Genomic DNA, 23,397 nt, shown 5'->3' with positions numbered 1-23,397 from the left:
CCATCGCAAGGCTCTTCTGCGTAATCATTATGAAATATTCATATACCATTTGCTGCCGTCGTCGTATTTGAATATCGCCGCATCCGACCATAGCTCGATATAGGAGACGTTTTTCCAACGCCTGCGAAAATCCAGGTCGTCCTTCATCGCTTTCATGCGGGTATTGAATCGGCTACGGCTGCTTAGAGCTTTGGCTCTATTTTCCAGCGGTACCGCGCGCTTCCCGAACAAAATGACTTCGTGTACCATGTTCAACCCTCCGTTTCCATGCCTATGCATTAAACATAATCCAGAGGCGTTAGGAATGTTCCCGAAAAGAGAGATGAACATGCTTCCTTTTTGCTAACATTTTCTTAACAAAAATTTTAGGCTTCCCGATATCGGTTGTTCGTTGACTACAGCTCCTTGCGGCTTCGCACTTCGAATATGCCGAACTTCAAGTAATGGCCTTCCTCGACGCCCGCCAATTGCGGATGATCCTTGCCTGCTCCGTTCCATTCGATGCGTCGGATGATTTTACCCGCGTCCTTCGCCGCCTCTTGAATCGTCTCCAGGAACAGCTCCGGCCGAACGTGATAGGAGCAGCTCGCGGTAACGAGATAGCCGCCTTCGTTAAGCAGCTTCATCGCTTGCAGGTTAATATCCTTGTACCCTCTGCAAGCCGCTTCCACCGCTCTCTTCGTCTTCGCGAAAGCCGGGGGATCCAGAATAATGACGTCCCAGGTACGGCCTTCCGCGACCAACGGCTTCGAAGTGTCTACTTTGGCGCCGGATGCCTTGGCGTTCGCTCTTGCCTGACGCTCGTCCCTTCCCGCGACTTGCTTGCGCAAGTATTCGAAAGCGTCGGCCGCCACGAATTCGACGCGGTCCGTAAATCCGTTGATTTCGACGTTGTGGCGCGCCGTCTCCAGCGCATGCTCGGAAATGTCGAGGCAGGTCACCTTCTTGGCGCCATAGTCGCATGCATGCAGCGTAAAGCTTCCCGTATGCGCGAAGCATTCCAGCACGGTCGCCCCGTCCCAATAGGGGAACGTTACGAGCCCGCCGTTGGCGTTGACGGGAACGAGCACGCCGACGCCTTCCTCCGTATCCCGTTGCTCCAGTTTGATGCCGCTGCGCTCTCCCCAGCCTTGGATAAGCGGCTTGATCGAAGCCCGATTCTCGCGTTGGTCGAAGAAATAGCCGGTTTTCTGTCCGCCTACGATATCGACTTGCACCTTTAGTCCGTTTTCTGTCATTTCGATCAGTCTCGGACAGTCGCCGTACAACACACCGGTCCGCTCTTCCAAGCCTTCTAAAGTACGCACTCCTACGTCGCTTCGCTCGTAAATGCCGCGAGGCGCGAATACGTCGATCAAAGCGGCGAGCCAGGCTTCTTTCGCGACTTCCATTCCGAGAGTAAGTACCTGTACGACCAGCACGTCGTTAAAACGGTCGACGACGAGTCCGGGAACGAAATCGGCTTCCCCATACACGAGACGGCATGACGTGCCGTCGCTAACGAAACGTCTGCGATGGGACGCGGCCCGTTCGAAACGCCGACGGAAAAATTCGGCGTCCATCCGCTCCAAAGCACCGTAAGCGACGATCCGAACCGTAATCTGCGAATTCGGATTCCAATAGCCCGTCCCTAGCAGTTGTCCGCGATGATCGCGAACCTCCACGAGATCTCCGGGCGTTGCTTCGCCCTCCGTTTTGCCGATCTCGTTCGCGAAAATCCAGGGGTGTCCTTCCTCCAGACGGGGACGCCTGCTTTTATTTAACCATACCGATGCTTGGTTGCTCATCGTGCTTCACTCCTTCTCCGATCATAAACTTGTCCTTCTTATGCATAGTCATTAGGGGAGGTGCGCCCTATGATATCCGGTTTATTAATTCCGTCTCTGCTTGGCTTCGCGTTGCTGTTATCGGGAATGAAAGCGATGGAGACATCCCTGCAGCAGTGGGCCGACAACAAGCTGTCCACGTGGATCGCCCGATCTACAGCTACGCCTCTTCGGGGCTTCGCCGTCGGCACGACGGCTTCGGCGCTATTGCAAAGCAGCTCCGCCGTTACCGTCTTAACGATCGGTTTCGTCAACGCGGGTTGGCTCTCGTTGTCCCGAAGCTTCGGCATTATTCTAGGGACGAACGTCGGCACTTGCTTCACGACGGAACTGATGAGCTTGCGATTGCATCGCTACGGCGTTCCCTTGTTGGCCGTCGCCTTATTCGGCTGGGTTCTCACGTTCCTGTTGAACGAATGGCGCGATGCCTCGAGAGCTCCGAAGCGCGTATTGCCATTGCGTTATTTATCCGTGGCATTCGGCGGATTCGCGTTGCTGCTCATCGGCTTCAAACTGCTCCAAGGAATCGGCCCGGCCATGCAGGACAACGGCTATTTCGACTTGCTTATGCGCCACACCAACGAGAATTTGCTCTGGGGAGTGCTAGGAGGAGCGGCCTTGACCGCGCTCGTCCATTCCAGCTCCGCCGTAATCGCCATGAGCATGGGCCTCGCCGCCACGGGCGTTCTTTCCCCCGACGCCGGCATCGCGATCGTGCTCGGCGCGAACATCGGAACTTGTTTTACGGGTTTGGTCGCCTCGCTTGGCGGAGGAGCCGGAGGTCGCTTCGTCGCGTTGTCCCAGCTTGCCTTGAACGCCGGCGGGGCTCTGCTTTTCTACCCGTTAATCGGCTTGCTTCATGCCGCTTCCGCGACGCTCGCTCCGAGCGATCCTTCGGCGCAGGTCGCCCACGCGCAAACTCTGTTTAACGTCGCTTGCTCCTTGATCGCTCTTCCGATTGCCTATTTGCCTAAGTTCCGTTAACGATCGCAACTCCCGAGCTGCTTCCGATTCGATGAGCTCCGGCCTGCAGCAAGGCAATTGCCATTGCCGCATCACGAACGCCCCCCGATGCTTTAACGCCCGTCGTGGGGGACAATTCCGCGCGGAGGAGCCTAACGTCGGCTTCCGTAGCGCCCGTTACCCCGTATCCCGTCGAAGTCTGAACGTAGTCCGCACCGGCCGTTTCCGCGATGCGGGCGGCCAGCTTCTTCTGCTCGTCCGTCAAACTTCCCGTTTCCAGGATGACCTTGATCAACGCGCCGCCTTGAACGGCAAGAACGACCGCCGCGATATCCCGTTCGACCGCCTCGTGATCCCCATCCTTGAGCTTCCCGGCAGATAGGACCATGTCGATCTCCGAAGCCCCGTCGTCAAGGGCGGCCGCAGCCTCGAACGCTTTCGACCTCGTCGCTTGCGCGCCGATCGGAAATCCGACCACGGCACTCACTTTGACGTTCGTTCCGCTTAAACGCTCCCGGCAAAGCCGAACCCAGCCTCCGTTAACGCATAGGCTATGAAACCCAAAGCTTACGGCTTCTTCGCAGTGCTTGGTAAGCTGGTCGGCGCCTACGCTAGGCGTTACGACCGTATAGTCGATCCTCGCCGCCAACGATTCGGAAGGCCGCCACAAAGGCAGCGATAATTGTTCAGGCATGAGGCTCACCTCATCGAAGTTCGATTTTCCCCGCACGTCGCTACCAAGCAAGACCGAGCTTAGCGAGCCCCAGGCGAAGTACTTCGTCGTTGTTGTCGTACCCGGCGTCGAGTTGCTGTCTCCATGCTTCGAACGGCTCGTACCAAGCTACTCCGGAGATTTCCTCATCTTGAGCCTTCAACGTGCCTTCGATCGCTTCCGTTAAGTAATAGTGAACTTCCTTCTGGACCGTACCAAGCTGTGCGTGCTCGTACTCGTAAGCAATGACGAGCAACGGCTCGACGATCCGGCATTCGATCCCCGTTTCTTCCGCGATTTCCCGCAGCGCGGTTTGCTCGACCGTTTCCCCCGGCTCCATTTTCCCCTTGGCCAACGTCATCCGTCCGAATCGGTCTTCGATCAATTGGATTTCCAGCTTGCCGTCGCGCCGCCGATAGACGACTCCCCCGGCCGATATTTCCTTTGCCATGTCACCTTCTCCTCTCGCAGTCCCGCCGATTATCCGTCCTATGTACGAGAAAAAGATTTCACCGATGGCGGCAGCCGCGCTATCCGCCATCCGATGAAATCTTCGCTCTCGACCTCTAAGCTTGCAGGGCTACCGGACGAATGCCGGAATCCAGCACTTCCAGCAGTTCCCCTTGGCATTCGTTAACGCCGGAACCCGTAATCCGTACGCGGCAAAGTTTGCCGATTAGGGAAGGGTCGCCGCCGAAAACGACTTGGATATAGTTATCGGTGTAGCCCGATACGAGTCCTTTGCCTTCCGCGCCTTTCGCTTCCCGCTCCGGAATGACGTCCAGTTCGCGACCGACCCATTCGCGGCCGTAAGCGGCTTGCATCCGTTCGGACAAGTCGATAAGCTGATGCACGCGATCGTGCTTCACTTCTTCGTCCACTTGTTCGTCCATGCGCGCAGCCGGCGTCCCGGTCCGCTTGGAGTAAGGGAAAACGTGCATTTCAGCGAACTTCATTTGTTCCATGAACTTGAAGCCATTCTCGAACTGCTCCTGCGTTTCCCCTGGGAATCCGACGATGACGTCCGTCGTGATCGCGACGCCAGGCATCGCTTCCTGCAGCAAGCGAATTTTCTCGGCGAATTCGGCCGTCGTATATTTACGGCGCATCCGTTTCAGAATGGCGTCGTCTCCCGCCTGCAGCGGGATGTGCAGATGGCGGCACATTTTAGGCGAGCTGTTCAAGATCGCGATCATTTTCTCGTCGATCTGGCTCGCTTCGATGGAACTGATCCGAATGCGCTCCAGTCCGTCGATCTTATCGAGATCCGCAAGCAGATCGGCTAACCTGTAATTTTCCAGGTCGTCGCCGTATCCGCCGGTATGAATACCGGTCAGGACGATTTCCTTGTAGCCCGACTCAACGAGCTGGCGCGCTTGGTTCAACACGCTCTCGGGCTTGCGACTGCGGGACAGCCCGCGAGACCAAGGAATGATGCAGAAGGTGCAGAAATTGTTGCAGCCTTCTTGGATTTTCAGAAACGCGCGCGTTCGTTCGGAGAAGTCCGGGACGTCCAGCTCTTCGAACTCGCGCGTCTTCATGATGTTCCGTACGGCGTTCATCGGTTTGCGGTCAATCTGAATATCCGTAATGAAGCTCATCAGCTTCTCGCGGTCTTGCGTTCCGACGACGAGATCGACGCCGGGAATGGCCATGATCTCGGCGGGCGAGGTTTGCGCGTAGCAGCCCGTTACCGCGATAATGGCATCCGGGTTGCGGCGCACGGCGCGGCGAATAATCTGCCTGCTCTTCTTGTCCCCCGTATTCGTTACCGTGCATGTATTGATCAAATAAACGTCCGCTGTCTGTTCGAAGTCGACTTGCTCGTAGCCTTCGTTCTTGAACAGCTGCCAGATCGCTTCGGTATCGTAGAAATTGACTTTACAGCCCAGCGTATAAAATGCCACGTTCGGCATCTCAGATTCCTCCTAATTCTCCGGACTCATAGGCAAGACATGCGAGCGCATATAACGCCGCCGTCTCCGTCCGCAATATTCTCGTTCCGAGACCGACGAGCTTCGCGCCCGACGATGCCGCCTGATCCGCCTCTTGCTGCGTAAAGCCGCCTTCTGGCCCCACGACGATCAGGATGCGCGGTTCCGCCGAATCGGGCAAACTCGCCTTGAAGCCGGACAATATATCCTTTAATCCGCCTCCGGAACGGCCTTCTTCCTCGTAACAGAACAATACAAGTTCATATTCGGCGAATAGGGCCAGCATCGCTTTCCACGTAGCTACCGCCTCGATTGACGGAATAATGCTACGATGGCTCTGCTCGGCCGCTTCCTTGGCGATCTTGCGCCAGCGGTCGATCCGTTTCGCTTCCTTCCGTTCGTCGTATTGCACGACGGTACGATGGGAAAGGAATGGCCGAAACGCGGCCGCTCCCGCTTCGGCTCCCTTCTGAATGACGGTTTCCAGCTTGTCGCCTTTGGGCAAGCTTTGGGCAACCGTCACCTTCCAAGCCATCTCGGCCCGGCGGGATAATGTTTCGATAATATCCGCTTTCACGGTTTCTTTGTCGATCGACGTAATTTTGGCAAGCACGTCCCGCCCGCATCCGTCGCAAGCGATGAAGCAATCGCCGGGCTTCGATCTCATGACGGCGGCCGCATGCCGGGCGTCATCGCCTTCAAGCATGACGGACTGCTGTCCCATCAACGCCGGCGGCACAAAATAACGCTGCATTTCCGATGCCTCCTGCCTATGCTCCATCCTTCATCATAACGCGTTATCGCGGCCTTCGCTACCTCGCATTATTGGCATTTCCGCCGTTTAGCCGAAAATACTTCCTCCTGCTGCTCCGAACAGTACATCGAGGACCCGCACCATGCCGTGCACGATCGGGGTGCTTAAACTCAGAACCGGTCCGATCGTTACGCTGCGCAGCGGAGGAATGAAGATGATCAGTAAAAACAGAAACGTCGTCCATTGCGCCATTTCCTGTATTTTGATTCGAGTTCGGATAGGCAAAAATTCTTCCAAAACTCTGTATCCGTCCAAAGGCGGAATCGGGATAAGGTTAAATAATAACAAAGTCAAGTTGATCGTGACCCAATATTGCATGAAAATAATCATTTGTTCGGAAATCGTGTGAATTACCTTTAACGCGCTTAGCAAATCCAAGACGAACAACATCAGGAAAGCCAGCAACAAATTGCTGATAGGGCCCGCCACGGATACGAGAATGCTCATGAGACGGGGGTTCTTGAACCTGCTGCGGCGAACCGGAACGGGTTTCGCCCATCCGAATCCTCCGATAAGCAGGAACAGCATTCCGATCCAGTCCAAATGGGCGATCGGATTCAACGTTACCCGGCCTTCGCGGTAAGCCGTATCGTCGCCGAATTTCCAAGCCGTCCACGCATGCGCGAATTCGTGCACGGTAAACGCGACCAGCATCGTTACGATGATTACGGGAAGGTATTCAATCGGAAACCAGAAAAAGTTCACTCGCCGTCCCCCTTCGGTTTGCCTGCAACGAACGCGACCCATTCCTCTTGACGCAGTACGTCGACGATCTCGAAGCCCGCTGCCAGCAGCCCTGCTTCCACGATCATTTCCTTGTTCTTGTAAATGCCGGACGTAATATAGATTCCGCCGGGCTTAAGTACTTCCATAACATCGCCGATGAACAACAGGATGATCTCGGCCAAGATGTTGGCGACCACGATGTCGACCGGCGGGTTTACGCCGTTCTCGGAACGGTTATCGCCTTCGTGCAAGATGCCGAGCAAGTCGCTTAGCTTCACTTCGACTTCCTCTTGGTAACCGTTAAGCGCGATATTTTCTTCCGCGCATTTTACGGCGACCGGATCCAGGTCGAGCGCAAGGACCTTCGACGCGCCAAGCTTCATCGCGCCGATGGCAAGAACGCCCGAACCCGTGCCTACGTCTATAACCTGCTCCCCGCCTTGAATGGCGTTATCCAGCGCCTTCAAGCACAGCGAAGTCGTCGGATGCGTGCCCGTACCGAAAGCCATGCCGGGATCCAATTCGATGATCAGTTCTTGGTCGTTAGCAGGCTCGTATTCTTCCCAAGTCGGTTTAATGGTCAGCCGTTCCGTAATCGCGATCGGCTTGAAGTATTGCTTCCATGCATCGGCCCAATCGTCCTCGTGCACGTCGCCCAAGGCGATCGTGAATTCCCCTGCGTCGTACCCGAACTCCGGCAATCCTTGCAGAAGCGTCTTTAGTTCGGCAGCGATCGGTTCCATTTTCGTATCTTCCGAGAAGTAAGCTTTGAACACTGCGTACCCCGGTCGAATATCGTTAAGCGGCGTGTCGTACACCTCGCCGTACTTGGTATCCCGCGGTGCGTCCGCGTCCCATGCCTCTTCTACGGAAACTCCTCCCGCTCCGAGCTCCGTTAAATAATGCGTAACCATCTCCTGAGACGATTCCGTCGCCAGGACGGTTAATTCATGCCAGCGCAAATCCGTTCCTCCCCTGGTGCAATCGGCCGTTTCGGCCGCTCAATGCTTCTCATTATACACGTCCTGATTTGCGGGAGCAAAAACAATCATGTCCGTACGATCGCGTTACGGCGCAAAAAAAGCGCGCATCGCGAATTCTCCGCGATGCGCGCTAATGCTTAAGGCTCTAACATCCGGCCGCCGGCTTCCGCAATGACGGCCCGAGCTTGCTCCGCGGCATCGCCCGGCACGTTGGCGGAAAACGTGAATTCCAGCGGCGCTTGCGTGGAAGCCGCTAGTCCGCTTTCCTCCGCGAACTCCGTCCGGGTATCGCTCAACGCCGCGCGCGTCCTTTCCAACCTGAACCGGTCGCCTCTAAGCGAAGCGAGCTTCTTGATTACCGATTCGGCTTGATCCTGGGTCGCGAAGCCGGCCTGCATGGACTCCATGTCCACTCGCCTCACTCTCCTTCGGAAGAGGTAACGCGCCGATCGGCTTCGGCCGCTCTCTTCTGCGCTTCTTTATCGTCGCTGTCCGCAAGCTCGTCGGCGAACTCCACGTCTTCGGCGGATACGACTGGCAAATGCTTATGTTGTTGATCGTCGGTCAATTGATTTCCTCCTCTAAGAGAGAGCCGCTCATACGCATACGGCATTGTTATAGATTTCTCCCTCTCGGACTCGCTTATTCACCCAAATAAAACCGTCCGGCGTATAGCCGGACGGTTCTGATTCGAAGCTATGTTATCGGCGATCAATCGCCTAGAATGGCGCGTTTCATGCGTTCGAAGATCGATTTGCTGTGCTCATGCGTCGATTCGCCGCTCTTGGAAGCGAAGTCGCGCAGCAACTCGCGCTGCTCTTCGCTCAACTGCGTCGGGGTCACGATCGTGACTTTGACTTGTTGGTCGCCCTGTCCGTATCCGCGGAGCTTCGGAACGCCCTTGCCCTTTAGACGGAAATAAGTTCCGGTCTGCGTGCCGGCGGGAACCTTCAACTTTACCTTCTCCGTCAGAGTAGGAATCTCGATCTCGTCGCCTAATGCCGCCTGGGTAAAGGTTAACGGAATTTCGCAGAAAATATCGTCGCCTTCGCGCTCGAAGAAATCATGCGATTTCACTCGCAGTAAGATGTACAAATCTCCCGAAGGTCCGCCGCGAACGCCGCCTTCCCCTTCTCCGCTTACGCGCAGTTGGGCGCCTTCGTCTACGCCGGCAGGAATCTTGACGTGGATCTTGCGTTGTTTCTTCACTTGGCCGCTGCCCGAGCAAGTACCGCAACGTTCCTTGATAACCGTCCCCCGTCCCGAACAGGCAGAGCACGCACGTCGGTTGACGATACGGCCGAATGGCGTGTTCTGCGCCACTTCTTGCTGTCCCGAGCCGTGGCACACCGAACAAGTCTCCGGCTTAGTGCCCGGTTTCGCTCCGTTGCCGTGGCAAGTGTCGCAAGTCTCGGTACGTGGAATGGTAATATCCATTTCTTTGCCGAATACCGCTTCTTTGAATTCGATCGTCATCGTATATTGCAGATCGTTGCCGCGTTGCGGGGCGTTCGGATCTCTCCGTCCGCCGCCTCCGCCGCCGAAAAACATATCGAATATATCGCCGAACCCGCCTCCGAAGTCCGCTCCGCCTCCGCCAAATCCGGCGTTCGGATCCTGATGGCCGAATTGGTCGTAACGCGCCCGTTGCTGGTCGTCGCTAAGAACGTCGTATGCTTCCTTGACTTCCTTGAATTTGGTTTCCGCGTCGGACGCTTTGTTTACGTCCGGATGGTATTGGCGGGCAAGCTTGCGATAAGCCTTCTTAACGTCGTCCGCGGAGGCATTTTTCGGAACCTCCAGAACTTCGTAATAATCCCTTTTGTTCGACACTTCCCCACCTCCTCATGAAGGAAAGTCAAAATGATTCCGCAAGGGCGGAAATCACTTTGACTTTCGGTTTTATGCTGGGTAAACTCTTATTTCTTGTCTTCGTCCACGACTTCGTAGTCGGCGTCGACGACATTATCTTTCGGAGCCGCGCCGCCTGCTTCCGCAGAAGCGCCTTCGGCGCCGCCTTGGGCTTGAGCCGCCTGCTCGTAGAGCTTCACGGAAAGCTGCTGCACGATTTCGGTCAACTCTTCGGTCGCTTTCGTAATCTCCTCAAGGTTATCGGAAGCCAACGCGCCCGTCAACTTTTCTTTCGCCGCGTTCGCTTTGTCGATCTCGCCCACGTCGACTTTGTCGCCGAGGTCTTTGATCGTTTTGTCTACGCTATAAATCAATTGATCCGCGCTGTTCTTCGCTTCGACGAGATCGCGGCGCGCTTTGTCTTCTTCGGCGTGCAATTCGGCGTCGCGTTGCATGCGCTCGACTTCTTCCTTGCTCAAACCGCCGGAGGAAGTGATCGTGATTTTCTGGCTTTTGCCCGTTCCTTTATCAAGAGCCGATACGTTAACGATACCGTTGGCATCGATGTCGAACGTTACTTCGATTTGCGGAACTCCGCGCGGTGCGGCCGGGATGTCGCTAAGAATGAAGCGTCCGAGCGTTTTATTGTCTTTCGCCATCGCGCGCTCGCCTTGCAGCACGTGAATTTCTACTTGCGTCTGCATATCCGCGTAAGTGGAGTATACTTGGGATTTGCTTGTCGGGATCGTCGTGTTGCGATCGATCATTTTGGTCAATACGCCGCCGGCGGTTTCGATACCGAGGGACAATGGCGTAACGTCGAGCAGGACGACGTCTTTGACTTCGCCGGTCAGAACGCCCGCTTGAACGGCGGCTCCGAGAGCAACGACTTCGTCGGGGTTAACGCCCTTGTGCGGATCTTTGCCCGTCAATTTTTTGATCGCTTCCACTACGGCAGGAATACGAGTAGATCCTCCGACCAATACGACTCTGTCGATGTTCGCGGGAGTCATTCCGGCGTCGGACAAAGCTTGGCGAGTCGGTCCCATCGTGCGCTCTACGAGGCCCGCCGTCAATTCGTCGAATTTGGAACGGCTAAGCGTAAGCTCCAAATGCTGCGGAACTCCGTCAACGACCGTAATGAACGGCAAGGAAATCGTCGTGGACACGACGCCGGAAAGTTCTTTTTTCGCTTTTTCGGCCGCATCTTTGAGACGTTGTACCGCTGCTTTGTCTTTCAACAGGTCGATGCCGTGCTCTTTCTTGAATTCGTTGGAAAGCCATTCCATTACGATTTGGTCGAAGTCGTCTCCGCCCAGATGATTGTCGCCGCTCGTCGCTTTAACTTCGAAGAAGCCGTCGCCAAGCTCGAGAATACTGACGTCGAACGTACCGCCGCCCAAGTCGAATACGAGGATCGTTTGGTCTTCTTGTTTCTCGAAGCCATAAGCAAGCGCTGCCGCAGTCGGCTCGTTCACGATGCGAAGAACTTCAAGGCCGGCAATGTTGCCCGCGTCTTTGGTCGCTTGGCGCTGGCTATCGTTGAAATACGCGGGAACGGTAATGACCGCTTGCGTTACGGGCTGGCCTAGGTAAGCTTCGGCGTCCGCTTTCAGCTTCTGCAGGATGATCGCCGAAATCTCCGGAGCGGAGTAGGCTTTGCCTTCGATCGTTTCCTTGTGGCTCGTTCCCATGTGGCGCTTGATGGAGCTGACCGTGCGGTCCGGGTTCGTGATGGCTTGGCGTTTGGCCGTCTCGCCGACGACGCGCTCGCCGTCTTTCTTGAAGCCGACGACCGAGGGGGTCGTGCGGTTGCCTTCCGGATTCGGGATGACGACGGCTTCGCCGCCCTCCATTACCGCTACGCAAGAGTTGGTTGTTCCTAAGTCGATTCCGATTACTTTACTCATAACTGTATGTTCCTCCTTTATATAAGTGCGCTTGAATTGGGTTAGGTACGTTGGTTCCGGTTGTTATTTCTTAAGCTTTATCCGCTGACTTTAACCATCGCGGGACGAATGACTTTGTCTTTCAACAAATAACCGGTTTGAATGGCCTCGACGACGATCCCTTCGTCATACTCGTCGCTCTCGACCTGCATGACCGCTTGATGAAGCTCGGGATCGAACGGTTGGCCGACCGCGTCCATCGGTTTTAGTCCTTCGGCTTCCAACACTTGGAACAGCTGCCGGTAAATCATATCGACGCCTTTGGAGAATGAACCGTTTTCGGCGACCTCGCCGCCGGTTTGCAACGCGCGTTCGAAATTGTCCATAACGGGTAGCAGTTGGGTAATCAGCTTTAGCGACGCATATTGCGCAAGCTCTTCTTTTTCCTTCAATGTACGCCGACGGAAATTATCGAAATCGGCTTGTGCCCGCAAATAACGGCTATGATTATCGTCCGCTAGGCGTTGAAGCTCGGCGATCGCGGCGTTGGATTCGTCGATCGGTTCCGCGGAAGGCTGATCGCCATGCTCGGAGACTGCTTCGTTCGCTTCGGAACCCGTCTCGCTCGATTCCAACATTTCTTCTTGATGTTCGTCCATATTCAACGGCTCCTTCGTTTCTTTCGTACTACTCATGTCGGATTCACCTCCTTACCGTGCCACCCGTAAAAGGGGGCTATGCAACTCGTTACTTATACCAACGGGACATCAGATTGGCGATATCCTTGGATAAATAATTCAATAAGCTAATGACTTTGCCGTACTCCATTCTTGTCGGTCCCAAGATACCGATCGTGCCGAGCGACTGTCCGTCGTACGAATAGGTCGCGGTAATCAGGCTGCAATGGTTAATCGCTTCTAACGCGTTTTCCGTGCCGATTTTCACTTGTATGCCGCCTGGGTTGGATTGGAACAACTGCATCAGCAATTGCGTCTCTTCGAGCATGCCGAGAATGTTCTTCGCCTTGTCGACGTCCTTGAATTCAGGCTGCGTCAACATGTTGGATGCGCCGCTCAAGTACACCTTCGGTTCTTGTTCTTCCGTGATCGTCTCCTCTAGCAACGTTAGGATGCCCTCGCATTGCTCGACGTAACGGCTAAGCTCCTTGGCGATCTCGCTGTGCAGGACGGATTTCACTTTGTAGAAAGGGACTCCCGCCAGCTTGTCGTTCAGCATGTTTACGATCTTGGCCATATCGTCCATGTCGATGCCTTCCGGGATCGTGATCGTACGATGCTCGACATGTCCGGTATTCGCCACGATAATCGCGACGGCCGATACGTCGTTAATCGGCACGAGTTGGAAATGTTTAAGCGTCGTGCTGAACATTTCCGGTCCGAGAACGATCGACGTATAATTCGTAAGCTGGGATAGAATCGTCGCCGCATGTTCGATGACGCCTTCCCAATGGTTCATTTTTTCCGCGAAAAACGTACGAAGCTTCTTCGCGTCCTGATCCCCCACGCCATTCAAGGTGACCAGGTGGTCCACGTAATAACGATAGCCTTTAATGGATGGAATTCGTCCGGCCGAGGTGTGCGGCTGCTCAAGCAGCCCTAATTCCTCTAAATCCGCCATCTCGTTGCGGATCGTAGCCGGGCTGAAGGTCACGTCGCCGCGCTTGGAAATGCTGCGAGACCCTACCGGTTCCGCAGAACGGATATAGTCGTCTACAATCGCGTTCAGTATCATTCTTTGGCGTTCGCTCAGCATCCGAATTCCCCCTTCATGGCGTTCGTTTTCCGTTATCGTTAGCACTCCGTTTCGATGAGTGCTAACGGCTAATACAAAAATACCAAACCAAGCGCGGACCTGTCAAGGATGTTCCGGCTCGATTTGGCTTGTTCCGTCAGATTTGGGCGAAAGTCAATTGCTCCTCGATCGGCGTAGGCTCGACGATTCTTACGACCGCGATTTCGTCGCAAGCGTGCTGTTTCGGGCAATTTACGCAATCGGTCCATACTTTTTCCGGAAAAATTTCTTTGTCCACGATGATGAAGCCGTTTTTCTGGAAAAAGGACGACTCGTAAGTTAGCGCCATTACTTTCGGTATGCCTTGAGCTTTGGCTTCGGCCATCAGCGCGTCGACGAGACGGCTGCCGATGCCTTGGCCCTTATATCCTTCGACGATGCCGAGCGAACGAATTTCCACCAAATCGCTGCCCAAGCGGCACAATGAACCGCAGCCGATGAGACGTTCTCCGTCTTGGGCCACGATAAAAGTATCGATGTTGCGGGCAAGCGCCTCGCGGGAACGGGGCAGCATAATTCCTTTGGCTGCGTATCCCTGTATCAGTTCATGAAGCGCCTCTACATCCTCCGGAAGCGCTTTGCGGCACACGACCGACATGTTCATTCCTTCTCTCATGCAATAAATATGTATGAATAAATATACAACATAACGAATGAACTCTCAAGGGACATTTCGCTCCCCCGAAAAGGATCGTTTATCGCCTAGATCGGAAACTTTGTCCGCGCCCTTCCCGAAATTGGCATACAATAGATGTACGAAAATCATACGATTTAAAGAAGGAAGGGATTCATTCATGTCCGAAAATAATGTAGCGCGACACGTTCTCGAAACGTCCATCGCGGATTTCATAAGTCAAAAGGCGCTTGGCGATCGTTCGCTGGCCCAACTGGACGAAGCCGGGTTAAACTGGAGCCCCGAGCCCGAGAGCAACAGCGTCGTGGTAATCGTCAAGCATATGTCCGGCAACATGGTATCCCGCTGGACGGAATTCTTGACGAGCGACGGAGAGAAGCCGAACCGGAACCGGGACGACGAGTTCGTGGACGACTTGGAGTCGCGCGAGCAGTTGCTCGAAATATGGGAGCAAGGGTGGTCCGTCCTATTCGGCGCATTGGAAGCCTTAAAACCGGAAGACTTGCTACGCGAAGTAAAGATTCGCGGTCAAGCCCATACGGTACTGCAGGCCATTCATCGCCAAATTTCCCATTACGGATATCACATCGGACAGATCGTTTATGCAGCCAAAGCTTACAAATCCGAAGGTTGGCAAACCCTGAGCATCGCGAAGGGCAAATCGGGCGCCTTTAACGATCGGATGAAAAAGGAGCCGCCCCAATAGGTCAATGAGGACCTGAAGGACGGCTCCCGCCGGTTAACTTTATGGCTGCTGCTGAACTGCAAGACCGGTGTAAGCCTGGCAAGCAACAAGTCGGCTTGATTGGGAGTCGCAAGCAACTTGCAGGCTTCCCGCACACATTTCGCGGACTGCAAGTTAAATTTCTTTACTTGCTGACCTCCATGCACCCATTTCCCGAGCTGCAAGTTAAATTTCTTTACTTGCAGACTTCCATACATCCATTTCCCGGGCTGCAAGTTAAATTTCTTTACTTGCAGAATTCCATACACCCATTTCCCGGGCTGCAAGTTAAATTTCTTTACTTGCAGACTTCCATACACTCATTTCCCGGGCTGCAAGTTAAGTTTCTTTACTTGCAGGCTTCCCGCACACATTTCCCGAGCTGCAAGTTAATTTTCTTTACTTGCTGACTTCCATGCACTCATTTCCCGGGCTGCAAGTTAATTTTCTTTACTTGCAGACCACATCGTACGCACATTTTCGAGGTAGCCTGTTTTATCGTCCCCGTATATACGACTTAGATAAACGCTCCGAACACTTCGTTGCCGAGCAGAATGCCTTGAGCGGTTAACCGATAACCCTCCGGCGAACCGACTTTCTCGAGCAGCCCTTGCGCCACTAGCTTTCGTAGCGCCGGTCCGAACGTCTCTTCCAATGAAGCGCCGGCGAACTGGCGCGCGAAGCTATGTTCCGCAACGCCTTCCTCTAGCCGTAATCCGACCATCATGAAATCGCCCATCGCTTCTTCCAAGCTTACTTCGTTGATCTCCAATCGGGGCAAAGCTTTGTTCGCGGCGTCGATATAAGGTTGAACGCCTTTGATATTCATATGGCGCACGCCCAACGCGTAACCGTGAGCCCCGGCTCCAAGACCGTAATACGGCTCGTTGTGCCAATAGGTCGTATTATGTTTGCTCTCGTATCCCGGTCTCGCGAAATTGCTGATCTCGTAATGGCGGTACCCGGCTTCGCCGAGCCGCTCCATGAGATGCTCGTACATCGCAAGCTCGTCTTCTTCTTCGGGCAGAGGCAATTCGTCTCGTTGATACAACCTGTGGAACAGCGTATTCTCCTCCACCTTCAAGCCGTACAACGAATAATGCGGCAAATCCAGCTCCAATGCCTTGGTCACGCTGTCTTTCAGTTGTTGCAGCGATTGGTTCGGCAAGCCGAACATTAAGTCGATCGACAGATTCGTAAATCCGGCAGCCTTGGCGTTCGCGATGCTCTGGATGACATCTTGCGCCGCATGGATTCTGCCGATTCTCTCGAGCAAGCCGTCGTCGAACGTCTGAGCGCCGAAGCTGATCCGGTTTACGCCGCCTTCGCGCATCGCCGCGAGCTTCTCCATGTCCGTAGTCCCCGGGTTCGCTTCCATCGTGAATTCTACGTCGTCCGCGAGCGGGAAATGCCGTTTTACCGACGCAAGGAACCGCGCCATCTGGATCGGGTTAAGCACGGTCGGCGTACCGCCGCCCACGAAAACCGTATCGATTACCGTCGGCGGCAACGCCTCGACCGTCAGCTTCATTTCGTTCTCCAAAGCGTCCAAATAAGCGTCGATCGGTTGGCCCGCGGCCACGTAAGAGTTGAAATCGCAATAAAAGCACTTGTTCGTGCAGAAAGGGATATGAATGTACAGCGCCCGGGGCGTCCATGTATGGAGCGGCGGCCTGTTTATCGTCTCGTTCGGTTCGTTCACGTTGGTCGTCCTCGTTTCGGTTGCGGAATTCCGCTATCTGAATGGGTTCCGATATAACGCAACGGACCGCCCCCGCTTGTAACGGGAAAACGGTCCGTATCGGAAACTCTCGGTTTAGTCGTTGTCCAGCTTCAAGACGGCCATGAACGCCTCTTGAGGCACCTCGACGTTACCGACTTGCTTCATCCGTTTTTTACCTTCTTTTTGCTTATCGAGCAATTTCCGTTTACGGGAAATATCGCCCCCGTAACATTTCGCGAGCACGTTCTTGCGCATCGCCTTGATCGATTCGCGGGCAACGATCTTCTGCCCGATCGCCGCTTGAATCGGCACCTCGAACATCTGGCGCGGGATCAGCTCTTTAAGCTTCTCGCAAATGACACGGCCGCGATTATAGGCTCTATCCTTATGAACGATAAAGGAAAGCGCGTCGACCTTCTCCGCGTTCAGCAAAATGTCCATTTTGACGAGAGTAGATTGACGGTACCCCGTTAACTCGTAGTCGAAGGAAGCATAACCTTTCGTGCTGGACTTCAGCTGGTCGAAGAAGTCGTATACGATTTCCGCGAGAGGCATGTCGTATTTCAGAGTTACGCGGTTCGTGTCCAAATACTGCATGTCGATAAATTCTCCGCGTTTCCCTTGGCATAGCTCCATAATCGCTCCCACGAAATCGTTAGGCACGATAATGGATGCTTTCACGTAAGGCTCTTCCACGAAGTCGATTTTGCCCGCTTCCGGATAATCGGCCGGATTGGAAATTTCCATGATGTCGCCGTTCGTCTGCGTGACTTTGTAAATAACGCTCGGCGCCGTCGTGATCAACGGAATGTTGAATTCGCGCTCGATGCGCTCCTGGATAATCTCCATATGAAGCATGCCAAGGAATCCGCAGCGGAAACCGAATCCGAGCGCTTGGGAAGATTCCGGCTCGTAACGAAGCGAAGCATCGTTAAGCTCAAGTTTCTCCAACGCGTCGCGCAAGTCGTTATAATCAGTCGTCTCGATCGGATACAAGCCGCAGAATACCATCGGATTAACCCGACGGTAGCCCGGCAGCGCTTCCGCGGTAGGATTCCTCATGTCGGTGATCGTATCCCCTACGCGCGTATCCTTCACGTTGCGGATCGATGCGGTCACGAAGCCTACGTCTCCCGGCCCCAATTCGGTTACCGCGGTAGGACGCGGCATAAACGTACCGACTTCGATGACGTCGAAGTTCGCGCCCGTTGCCATGAACTTCATGCGCGTTCCCGCGCGAATCGTTCCGTCCACGATCCGGATGTAACAGATAACCCCTTTGTACGGGTCGTAATGGGAATCGAAAATGAGCGCTTTAAGCGGTTTGTTGCGATCTCCGGAAGGCGCGGGTATTTTCTGCACGACCTGTTCCAGAATTTCTTTGATTCCGATCCCGTTCTTGGCGGAAGCCAGCACGGCGTCGCTCGTGTCGAGACCGATAACGTCCTCGACTTCCTTCTTAACCCGCTCCGGATCCGCGCTCGGTAAATCGATCTTGTTGATGACCGGCACGATCTCCAGGTTGTTGTCCAGGGCCAAGTAGACGTTGGCGAGCGTCTGCGCCTCGATGCCTTGAGCGGCATCGACGACGAGCAGCGCGCCTTCGCATGCCGCCAAGCTCCGGGAAACCTCGTACGTAAAGTCTACGTGTCCCGGAGTGTCGATTAGATGCAGCATGTACGTTTCGCCGTCGTCGGCTTTGTATAACAAACGAACGGCTTGCAATTTAATGGTGATGCCCCGTTCGCGTTCGAGATCCATCGAATCCAATACCTGATCTTGCATCTCGCGGGAAGTCAGCGTGCCCGTATATTCCAATATGCGGTCGGCCAGCGTCGATTTGCCGTGGTCGATGTGCGCGATAATGCAGAAATTGCGAATGTGAGTCTGTTTAAAAGTAAGTTCAGCCATTCCAATGAGTACCCCCAGCCGGTTCCATGCGTCAGTTGACGATCACTTCATTATAACAGCGGATCCTCGGGGCATCAATGAGCATGCCGACTAACCTTTCGTTCATTGTTCTCGCGGCTTCTCGATCGTCACGCCTTCCACGTGCCGTTTGCCCATCAGATGGCGCTTCTTGCGGTTTTCCACCGTCTCGAAAACGATGTCCAGATCGTAATCCTCGCCAGGATAGAGATGCTTTTTGTCGATGAATTTGCGAATTCGCTTATGATTCACCGTAATTTTCTCTTTCTGTACTTGAACGATCAGGTTCCCCCGTTCGTCGGGCAGACGATAGACGACGCCCGGCTTGCGCAGATGGGGGATGAACACGACGTCCCCGATCGCCCACAGCTTCGGCTGAACTTCCTCGGGATTCGCAGGTCTCTTTGCTTTGCGGTCCACGTAGCGCTGATCGCGTCCCGAAGGTCGGGAATGCTTCTTCTCCGCTTCCGAAAGCTGTGGGACTCGCGCTTGGCCGCCTCCCTGCTTTAAGGTATCGGCGATTGTCCTGGCGCGATCGATAATGGCGGTGCCGATTCCCAGCTTCGCCGCGATGACGAAGGCGTAGCTATTCCCGGCTTCGCCCATGTCAAGCCGGTATAGCGGGCTCAGCGTATTCTCGTCGAACGCCATCCTCGCGTTACGGAAACCTTCCGTCACCCGGGCGTACTCCTTGATTTCATTGAAATGCGTCGTCGCCATCAGGACAGCCCCCCGGCGATACAGTTCCTCTAGCACCGCGATCGACAGGCCCACGCCTTCCCCCGGATCGGTGCCCGTAGCCAGCTCATCCAGCAGCACTAAAGTCGAACCTCCGGAATGCGCCAAAATATCGATAACATTGCGCAGATGAGAGGAAAACGTGCTCAGCGACGAGTCCATGCTCTGATCGTCCCCGATATCGACCTCTACGGTGCGAAACACGCAGACGCGACTCCCTTGCGCCGCCGGAATGAGCAAGCCGGATTGCGCCATAAGGGTCAGCAGGCCGACCGTCTTCAACGCCACCGTCTTCCCGCCCGTATTCGGGCCCGTAATCAATAGCGCCCGAAAACCGTCCCCGAGCCGAATATCGAGCGGCACCGGATTCGACCGAAGCAGCGGATGCCTCGCTTCGCGGAGATCGATGATACCGGCATCGTTTAATTCCGGCGCGTTCCCGCCGATCGCCAGCCCCCATTTCGCCTTGGCGAACAGGAAATCATAGTGGCCGACGGCTTCAAGATTAACGGACAGCTCGGACGCATAGGCTTCCGCTTCTCCGGTCAAATGGGCTAGTATTCTCGATTCCTCGCGGTTCTCCTCGACTCTGAGTTCGCTTAATTCCATCTGCAAGCCCGCAGCTTCCGTCGGCTCGACGAACACTGTCTGCCCGCTGGACGATTCGTCGAGTACCGTTCCGGGCAATCTTTTGCGGTATTCTTTTTTGACAGGCAGAACGTATCGTCCCCCGCGTTGGCTGACCAGCCGTTCCTGCAAAATATCGGAATACCTGGACAGCATGCCTTCGAGCCTTTTCTGCAGCTTCTCCTCCGCGGCGCGGATTTTTTTGCGCAACTTATGAAGCTCCGAGCTGGCCGTGTCCACGATGCGCCCGCGATCGACGCAGGCTTCGATCGCTTCCCGCAACGGCTTTAAATCGTGCATGGACGCCCCGTAGGCAGAGACGACCGACGCCTCTCCCTTCTTCGAGACCATATATTGCCGAAGCTGCTCGCAGCTTCTGGCGAATTGAGCCATGAACCCGAACTCCTGCTCCGACATGACGTAGCCGGTTCCCAGCAAACCCATCAGCGCCTCCATGCCTTCCAGCGACGGCAACGGCGGATGGCCTCCTTTTGCTAACAAGCCGCAGGCTTCTCTAACCTCCGCGAGCTTGTTTACGATCACTCTTTTATCCTGAAGCGGATGCAGCCTCTCGATGTGGCGCAGGCCAAGATAAGTGACGGCATAACCTCTCAGCAAATCGATTACCCGGTTGTATTCCAATTTGTTCAATGCGTGCTGTCTCAAAGTTAATTCCTCCCGAATCGCGTTTTCTGAATCGCTGCAAAAAAAACAGGCCGCGAAAACATGCGCCATCGGCGCAAGCTCGCGGCCTGCCGGAAATCCTCGGGAATGAAGGACAATGAAACGGAAAACGGGCAGGTTCGCCGACGTCCGTTAAATCGCGCAAAAAAACCGTACCCTGAATGAGCACGGTTGATCTCCCCGAAAAGCTTTCTTCGCAAGGGCGGTCTTGACCGGTTCTTCACTGGTTATCAGTGCCGCGCGAAGCAACGAACGAAATAAACCCTCCCTAGGACGGTTTACGCTACTTTCTCGTTACATTTATGCGCGACGTATCGGATAATTCAGTTCAGAACCGCTACCAACATTAAAATTTCCCCTTAGAAGCTTAATGATTTAAGTCTAAGCGACCTTATGCTCATCGTCAAGCCCGATCCTGCCGGTTAACCGCCGGTCGCGGATCTCTTTTCTCCCGCCTGCTTTTTTTGCTTTTGAGCGAGCGACGCATCCGCTTCGTATCGTTTTCTTTCCGTCTTATCGATCTGGACAACTCTGCCGTCATGAACCGTAATTTGAATGTTTCCGAACTTCAAGCTGTTGATGCTGTCGTTAATGTACCGCAGCAACGCATGATCAACGAGCGGCGAATCCGCCATAGCGCATCCCTCCCAAATAATTCGCGTTCGATCGCCGAAGAGACCTTCCTATTTTCCGGACTGGGCGCTCGGAAAGGGAAAGTCTCCATCGGTATGGTCGACATATAAATATAATCCAATAAGTTTACTTGGTTTTTTATACCCTTAAATTATCACGACAGCCCCGTTGGTGTCAACCTAATCTTTCCGAATTAACCCAGAACCCGGTCGAACAGCGATACGACGATGCGAATTCCGTTGCGGGACAAATCATGCAGCACCTCGCCCGTCTTGCCGGACACTCGGTCCACGATCGGTTCCCGATCGTCGCGAGGAATGGCGACCCCTTCGTCGTAAGGGTTCTCCGCGTCCGAGTTCGCGCCGGCGACTGATTTCGTTTCCGAAGGCGCGGTTTTAGGTCCTTTCTGACCGTTATCCGTTACCGGCAGCGTCCAGTCTCCCGAATTCGCGGTCGTCTCTTCGCCCGCAGCCGGATTGCCCGTCGACATCGGACCGTTCACGTCCGCGATGCCCTTGGACGATAGCTCCATTCCGTATAAAATCGCGAATCCGATAATGCCCGCGAATATGAGCAATTTGAATGTATCCCGACGCATCGCTTTACCTTCTTCCTATTTGGTTTGCGCGTTCGCTTTGATCGCCTTCTGCCCGTCCCAATAAATGCCCGCGATCGTCTTGGCCAGGATGTCCGCCGTCCTGTAACACTCCTCCAGCGTATTATCCACGCCGCCGATCTCGATCAGCACGCTGTCGGGCGCTACGGATTGATTATATTCCCCGTTCCCGTTGGCCGCCGTCTTGCCCCATACGCCTCGCGATAAACCGGGGTAATCCTTCTCCAACTTCTCATGGATGCTATTCGCGAACGCTTCGTTCTCCCGCCAATCCGGATTTTTGTGACCGATGATGAAATACACTTGAGCATAGTCTTTCCCTTTGATGGTCGCCGTCGTTTTTTTGCGCCTTTGGGAATCCCTATGAATGTCGAAGAAAAATTTCAGCTGTTTGTTCGACGCCAAAGCGGCTCGAACGGTTTGCAAAGAATATTTATACGAATAATTCCAATTATATCCTTTAACCGCCGATGCATAATCCTCGGACGATTGCACGGTGCCCAAGCCGAGGGATTCAAGCTGTTTGGCCAGCCTTTTGCCGACAAGCGTCACGTTAACCGTATCCGAATTGGCGTCCTTGTTGCCCGGCTTCAGTTCCGGATACCAAGACTCCCGATTGTGCGAATGATAGATGAATACGACCTTCCGTCCTGCCGTCGTCTGGGAATCGATCGCGTCGGGTTTGACGGGATCGTCTTCCTGCCGGGGCGTATCGATCTCGGGAGTCGCTTTTTCTTCGGTCGGGCTCGTCCCTCCATCTCGCTCGGGAGCTTGGGTCGCGTTTATGTCAGGCGTTTCGCCGCCGTCCGGAGTTACGCCATCTTGCGTGAAGTCCTCTTCGCTCGGTCCGCGGTCCTCAGGCGCTTCCGGTTCGCCGGAGCCAGGACGAAGAAGCACGGAGCGGTCCCGATCCATCCCCGGCATCTCCAAGGCTAGCAGGCTCTTCGGATCGTTAGGATTCATGTCGGTCATGAATCGAAGCAGGAATGCGGCCATGCGGCTGGCCTGGAACGGAGATTTCTCCGAAGATTTCATCTGGGGGAGCTCCATGCTGAGCAACGTTTGAAAAAATTGTCCCGACAGGGATGCCGCCAATCCTTTCATCGACCGCACGGGAGAGTCAGCTAGCTTTTGCTGCAGCATCCCTCCAAAACCCAGCAAGACGAACAGCGCCATGGAGCATACGCTTAGTAGGAAGTAAGCCCGTCCCGTCACCAGTATTCGTCGCCATTTCGACCGCAACTGCGGCCACTTCAGAGATCCGACGTTACGCTTCATGCTCGTCCTCCCCGGAGCTCTTGGTATGCGCAAGCCCCATCTCTTTTTTTCCTCAGGTATCCCATCATATGAGTCAGCGCGAATTGATAGAACCTCGGAAGTTTGCTAGAGTTGCAGAAAACGCGTAAAAAAGAACGGCGTGCTGCCGTTCTTGGGAGTGATGCCGTTTCTATGTAAATAGTCCAAGAGTTCGGTTTGATAGAAAGAATCCCACGTCGATTTGCGGAGTACGATATCGTCGGGGGATCGGACAAGGTTGCGATACTTGCCCGTACTAGAAAAGAAAGGCTGTCCGCAATTC

The 23,397-nt window shown here is 54.6% G+C and carries 23 protein-coding genes; 2 read left to right on the top strand and 21 right to left on the bottom strand.

Annotated features, from left to right (window positions below; all coding sequences use genetic code 11):
* Positions 1–27: 27 nt before the first annotated feature.
* Both D7Z26_RS08305 and D7Z26_RS08300 read right to left on the bottom strand, forming a co-directional pair.
* Entirely contained in the window at positions 28–249 is a 222-nt protein-coding gene (locus tag D7Z26_RS08305; protein ID WP_120975751.1) for a hypothetical protein, read from the bottom strand.
* A gap of 146 nt (positions 250–395) precedes the next feature.
* Positions 396–1,787 carry a class I SAM-dependent rRNA methyltransferase gene (locus tag D7Z26_RS08300; protein WP_120975749.1) on the bottom strand — a complete coding sequence of 464 codons (1,392 nt, stop codon included), beginning with the start codon at positions 1,785–1,787 and terminating at the stop codon, positions 396–398.
* Positions 1,788–1,856: 69 nt separating this feature from the next.
* Here D7Z26_RS08300 and D7Z26_RS08295 point away from each other — a divergent pair, with 69 nt between their 5' ends.
* A complete protein-coding gene (locus D7Z26_RS08295; RefSeq protein WP_120975746.1) occupies positions 1,857–2,810 on the top strand; it encodes a Na/Pi cotransporter family protein in 954 nt (317 codons plus the stop codon).
* On the opposite strand, the gene deoC is transcribed toward D7Z26_RS08295, so the two are convergent.
* From deoC to D7Z26_RS08230, 13 genes are all read right to left on the bottom strand, one after another.
* Positions 2,797–3,483: a deoxyribose-phosphate aldolase gene (deoC, locus tag D7Z26_RS08290; RefSeq protein WP_120975745.1), complete on the bottom strand. Its 687-nt coding sequence runs from the start codon at positions 3,481–3,483 to the stop codon at positions 2,797–2,799. The two genes, D7Z26_RS08295 and deoC, sit on opposite strands and share 14 nt — an antisense overlap.
* A gap of 40 nt (positions 3,484–3,523) precedes the next feature.
* The gene (locus tag D7Z26_RS08285; protein WP_120975743.1) at positions 3,524–3,952 is read right to left on the bottom strand and encodes an NUDIX hydrolase; all 429 of its coding nucleotides are present in this window, start codon (positions 3,950–3,952) and stop codon (positions 3,524–3,526) included.
* A 115-nt stretch (positions 3,953–4,067) separates the two neighbouring features.
* Positions 4,068–5,417 carry a tRNA (N(6)-L-threonylcarbamoyladenosine(37)-C(2))-methylthiotransferase MtaB gene (mtaB, locus tag D7Z26_RS08280; RefSeq protein ID WP_120975741.1) on the bottom strand — a complete coding sequence of 450 codons (1,350 nt, stop codon included), beginning with the start codon at positions 5,415–5,417 and terminating at the stop codon, positions 4,068–4,070.
* A 1-nt stretch (position 5,418) separates the two neighbouring features.
* Positions 5,419–6,189 (bottom strand): 16S rRNA (uracil(1498)-N(3))-methyltransferase, encoded by a 771-nt coding sequence (locus D7Z26_RS08275; protein ID WP_120975739.1) that lies wholly within the window; start codon positions 6,187–6,189, stop codon positions 5,419–5,421.
* Between the two features lie 87 nt (positions 6,190–6,276).
* Positions 6,277–6,954 (bottom strand): site-2 protease family protein, encoded by a 678-nt coding sequence (locus D7Z26_RS08270; protein WP_233566725.1) that lies wholly within the window; start codon positions 6,952–6,954, stop codon positions 6,277–6,279.
* A complete protein-coding gene (gene prmA / locus D7Z26_RS08265; RefSeq protein ID WP_120975735.1) occupies positions 6,951–7,937 on the bottom strand; it encodes a 50S ribosomal protein L11 methyltransferase in 987 nt (328 codons plus the stop codon). The genes D7Z26_RS08270 and prmA overlap by 4 nt, the downstream gene beginning before the upstream one ends.
* Before the next feature lie 158 nt (positions 7,938–8,095).
* A complete protein-coding gene (locus D7Z26_RS08260; RefSeq protein ID WP_120975734.1) occupies positions 8,096–8,371 on the bottom strand; it encodes a hypothetical protein in 276 nt (91 codons plus the stop codon).
* A gap of 5 nt (positions 8,372–8,376) precedes the next feature.
* Positions 8,377–8,526: a YfhD family protein gene (locus tag D7Z26_RS08255; RefSeq protein ID WP_233566724.1), complete on the bottom strand. Its 150-nt coding sequence runs from the start codon at positions 8,524–8,526 to the stop codon at positions 8,377–8,379.
* Between the two features lie 143 nt (positions 8,527–8,669).
* Positions 8,670–9,791 carry a molecular chaperone DnaJ gene (gene dnaJ, locus D7Z26_RS08250; protein WP_120975730.1) on the bottom strand — a complete coding sequence of 374 codons (1,122 nt, stop codon included), beginning with the start codon at positions 9,789–9,791 and terminating at the stop codon, positions 8,670–8,672.
* Between the two features lie 86 nt (positions 9,792–9,877).
* Positions 9,878–11,719, bottom strand: coding sequence for a molecular chaperone DnaK (gene dnaK / locus D7Z26_RS08245; protein ID WP_120975728.1), 1,842 nt, complete (start codon positions 11,717–11,719; stop codon positions 9,878–9,880).
* 77 nt (positions 11,720–11,796) lie between these two features.
* The gene (gene grpE, locus D7Z26_RS08240) at positions 11,797–12,393 is read right to left on the bottom strand and encodes a nucleotide exchange factor GrpE (protein ID WP_120975726.1); all 597 of its coding nucleotides are present in this window, start codon (positions 12,391–12,393) and stop codon (positions 11,797–11,799) included.
* A 52-nt stretch (positions 12,394–12,445) separates the two neighbouring features.
* The gene (gene hrcA / locus D7Z26_RS08235; protein WP_120975724.1) at positions 12,446–13,471 is read right to left on the bottom strand and encodes a heat-inducible transcriptional repressor HrcA; all 1,026 of its coding nucleotides are present in this window, start codon (positions 13,469–13,471) and stop codon (positions 12,446–12,448) included.
* A 136-nt stretch (positions 13,472–13,607) separates the two neighbouring features.
* Positions 13,608–14,108: an N-acetyltransferase gene (locus D7Z26_RS08230; RefSeq protein ID WP_120975722.1), complete on the bottom strand. Its 501-nt coding sequence runs from the start codon at positions 14,106–14,108 to the stop codon at positions 13,608–13,610.
* Positions 14,109–14,304: 196 nt separating this feature from the next.
* Here D7Z26_RS08230 and D7Z26_RS08225 point away from each other — a divergent pair, with 196 nt between their 5' ends.
* On the top strand, positions 14,305–14,850 hold the full coding sequence (locus tag D7Z26_RS08225) for a DUF1572 family protein (protein WP_120975720.1): 546 nt from the start codon (positions 14,305–14,307) through the stop codon (positions 14,848–14,850).
* Positions 14,851–15,385: 535 nt separating this feature from the next.
* On the opposite strand, the gene hemW is transcribed toward D7Z26_RS08225, so the two are convergent.
* From hemW to D7Z26_RS08190, 6 genes are all read right to left on the bottom strand, one after another.
* Positions 15,386–16,570, bottom strand: coding sequence for a radical SAM family heme chaperone HemW (hemW, locus tag D7Z26_RS08215; protein WP_233566723.1), 1,185 nt, complete (start codon positions 16,568–16,570; stop codon positions 15,386–15,388).
* A gap of 114 nt (positions 16,571–16,684) precedes the next feature.
* Complete coding sequence (gene lepA / locus D7Z26_RS08210) at positions 16,685–18,502, bottom strand: translation elongation factor 4 (protein ID WP_120975716.1); 1,818 nt, start codon at positions 18,500–18,502, stop codon at positions 16,685–16,687.
* 102 nt (positions 18,503–18,604) lie between these two features.
* Entirely contained in the window at positions 18,605–20,551 is a 1,947-nt protein-coding gene (locus D7Z26_RS08205; RefSeq protein WP_120975714.1) for an endonuclease MutS2, read from the bottom strand.
* Positions 20,552–20,991: 440 nt separating this feature from the next.
* Entirely contained in the window at positions 20,992–21,204 is a 213-nt protein-coding gene (locus D7Z26_RS08200) for a YezD family protein (protein WP_120975712.1), read from the bottom strand.
* A gap of 191 nt (positions 21,205–21,395) precedes the next feature.
* The gene (locus D7Z26_RS08195) at positions 21,396–21,800 is read right to left on the bottom strand and encodes a hypothetical protein (RefSeq protein WP_120975710.1); all 405 of its coding nucleotides are present in this window, start codon (positions 21,798–21,800) and stop codon (positions 21,396–21,398) included.
* 15 nt (positions 21,801–21,815) lie between these two features.
* Positions 21,816–23,096, bottom strand: a complete 1,281-nt coding sequence (locus tag D7Z26_RS08190) for a stage II sporulation protein P (RefSeq protein ID WP_120975708.1) — start codon at positions 23,094–23,096, stop codon at positions 21,816–21,818.
* Positions 23,097–23,397 lie beyond the last annotated feature (301 nt).

Origin of the sequence: Cohnella endophytica (genome assembly GCF_003628305.1) — a bacterium.
GTDB lineage: Bacteria > Bacillota > Bacilli > Paenibacillales > Paenibacillaceae > Cohnella > Cohnella endophytica.
Note: the sequence above shows the minus strand (reverse complement) of the source record. Positions and strands in the feature narration are given on the sequence as shown.

Bases quoted from the DNA above. Each gene is read 5' to 3' on its own strand.
- lepA (WP_120975716.1), bottom strand. From the start codon at position 18,502: ATGGCTGAACTTACTTTTAAACAGACTCACATTCGCAATTTCTGCATT.
- dnaK (WP_120975728.1), bottom strand. From the start codon at position 11,719: ATGAGTAAAGTAATCGGAATCGACTTAGGAACAACCAACTCTTGCGTA.
- mtaB (WP_120975741.1), bottom strand. From the start codon at position 5,417: ATGCCGAACGTGGCATTTTATACGCTGGGCTGTAAAGTCAATTTCTAC.
- D7Z26_RS08305 (WP_120975751.1), bottom strand. From the start codon at position 249: ATGGTACACGAAGTCATTTTGTTCGGGAAGCGCGCGGTACCGCTGGAA.
- grpE (WP_120975726.1), bottom strand. From the start codon at position 12,393: ATGAGTAGTACGAAAGAAACGAAGGAGCCGTTGAATATGGACGAACAT.
- D7Z26_RS08230 (WP_120975722.1), bottom strand. From the start codon at position 14,108: ATGTCGGTCGTGTGCCGCAAAGCGCTTCCGGAGGATGTAGAGGCGCTT.
- D7Z26_RS08190 (WP_120975708.1), bottom strand. From the start codon at position 23,096: ATGAAGCGTAACGTCGGATCTCTGAAGTGGCCGCAGTTGCGGTCGAAA.
- D7Z26_RS08225 (WP_120975720.1), top strand. From the start codon at position 14,305: ATGTCCGAAAATAATGTAGCGCGACACGTTCTCGAAACGTCCATCGCG.
- hrcA (WP_120975724.1), bottom strand. From the start codon at position 13,471: ATGCTGAGCGAACGCCAAAGAATGATACTGAACGCGATTGTAGACGAC.
- D7Z26_RS08195 (WP_120975710.1), bottom strand. From the start codon at position 21,800: ATGCGTCGGGATACATTCAAATTGCTCATATTCGCGGGCATTATCGGA.
- deoC (WP_120975745.1), bottom strand. From the start codon at position 3,483: ATGCCTGAACAATTATCGCTGCCTTTGTGGCGGCCTTCCGAATCGTTG.
- D7Z26_RS08285 (WP_120975743.1), bottom strand. From the start codon at position 3,952: ATGGCAAAGGAAATATCGGCCGGGGGAGTCGTCTATCGGCGGCGCGAC.
- D7Z26_RS08295 (WP_120975746.1), top strand. From the start codon at position 1,857: ATGATATCCGGTTTATTAATTCCGTCTCTGCTTGGCTTCGCGTTGCTG.
- D7Z26_RS08275 (WP_120975739.1), bottom strand. From the start codon at position 6,189: ATGCAGCGTTATTTTGTGCCGCCGGCGTTGATGGGACAGCAGTCCGTC.
- D7Z26_RS08300 (WP_120975749.1), bottom strand. From the start codon at position 1,787: ATGAGCAACCAAGCATCGGTATGGTTAAATAAAAGCAGGCGTCCCCGT.
- D7Z26_RS08200 (WP_120975712.1), bottom strand. From the start codon at position 21,204: ATGGCGGATTCGCCGCTCGTTGATCATGCGTTGCTGCGGTACATTAAC.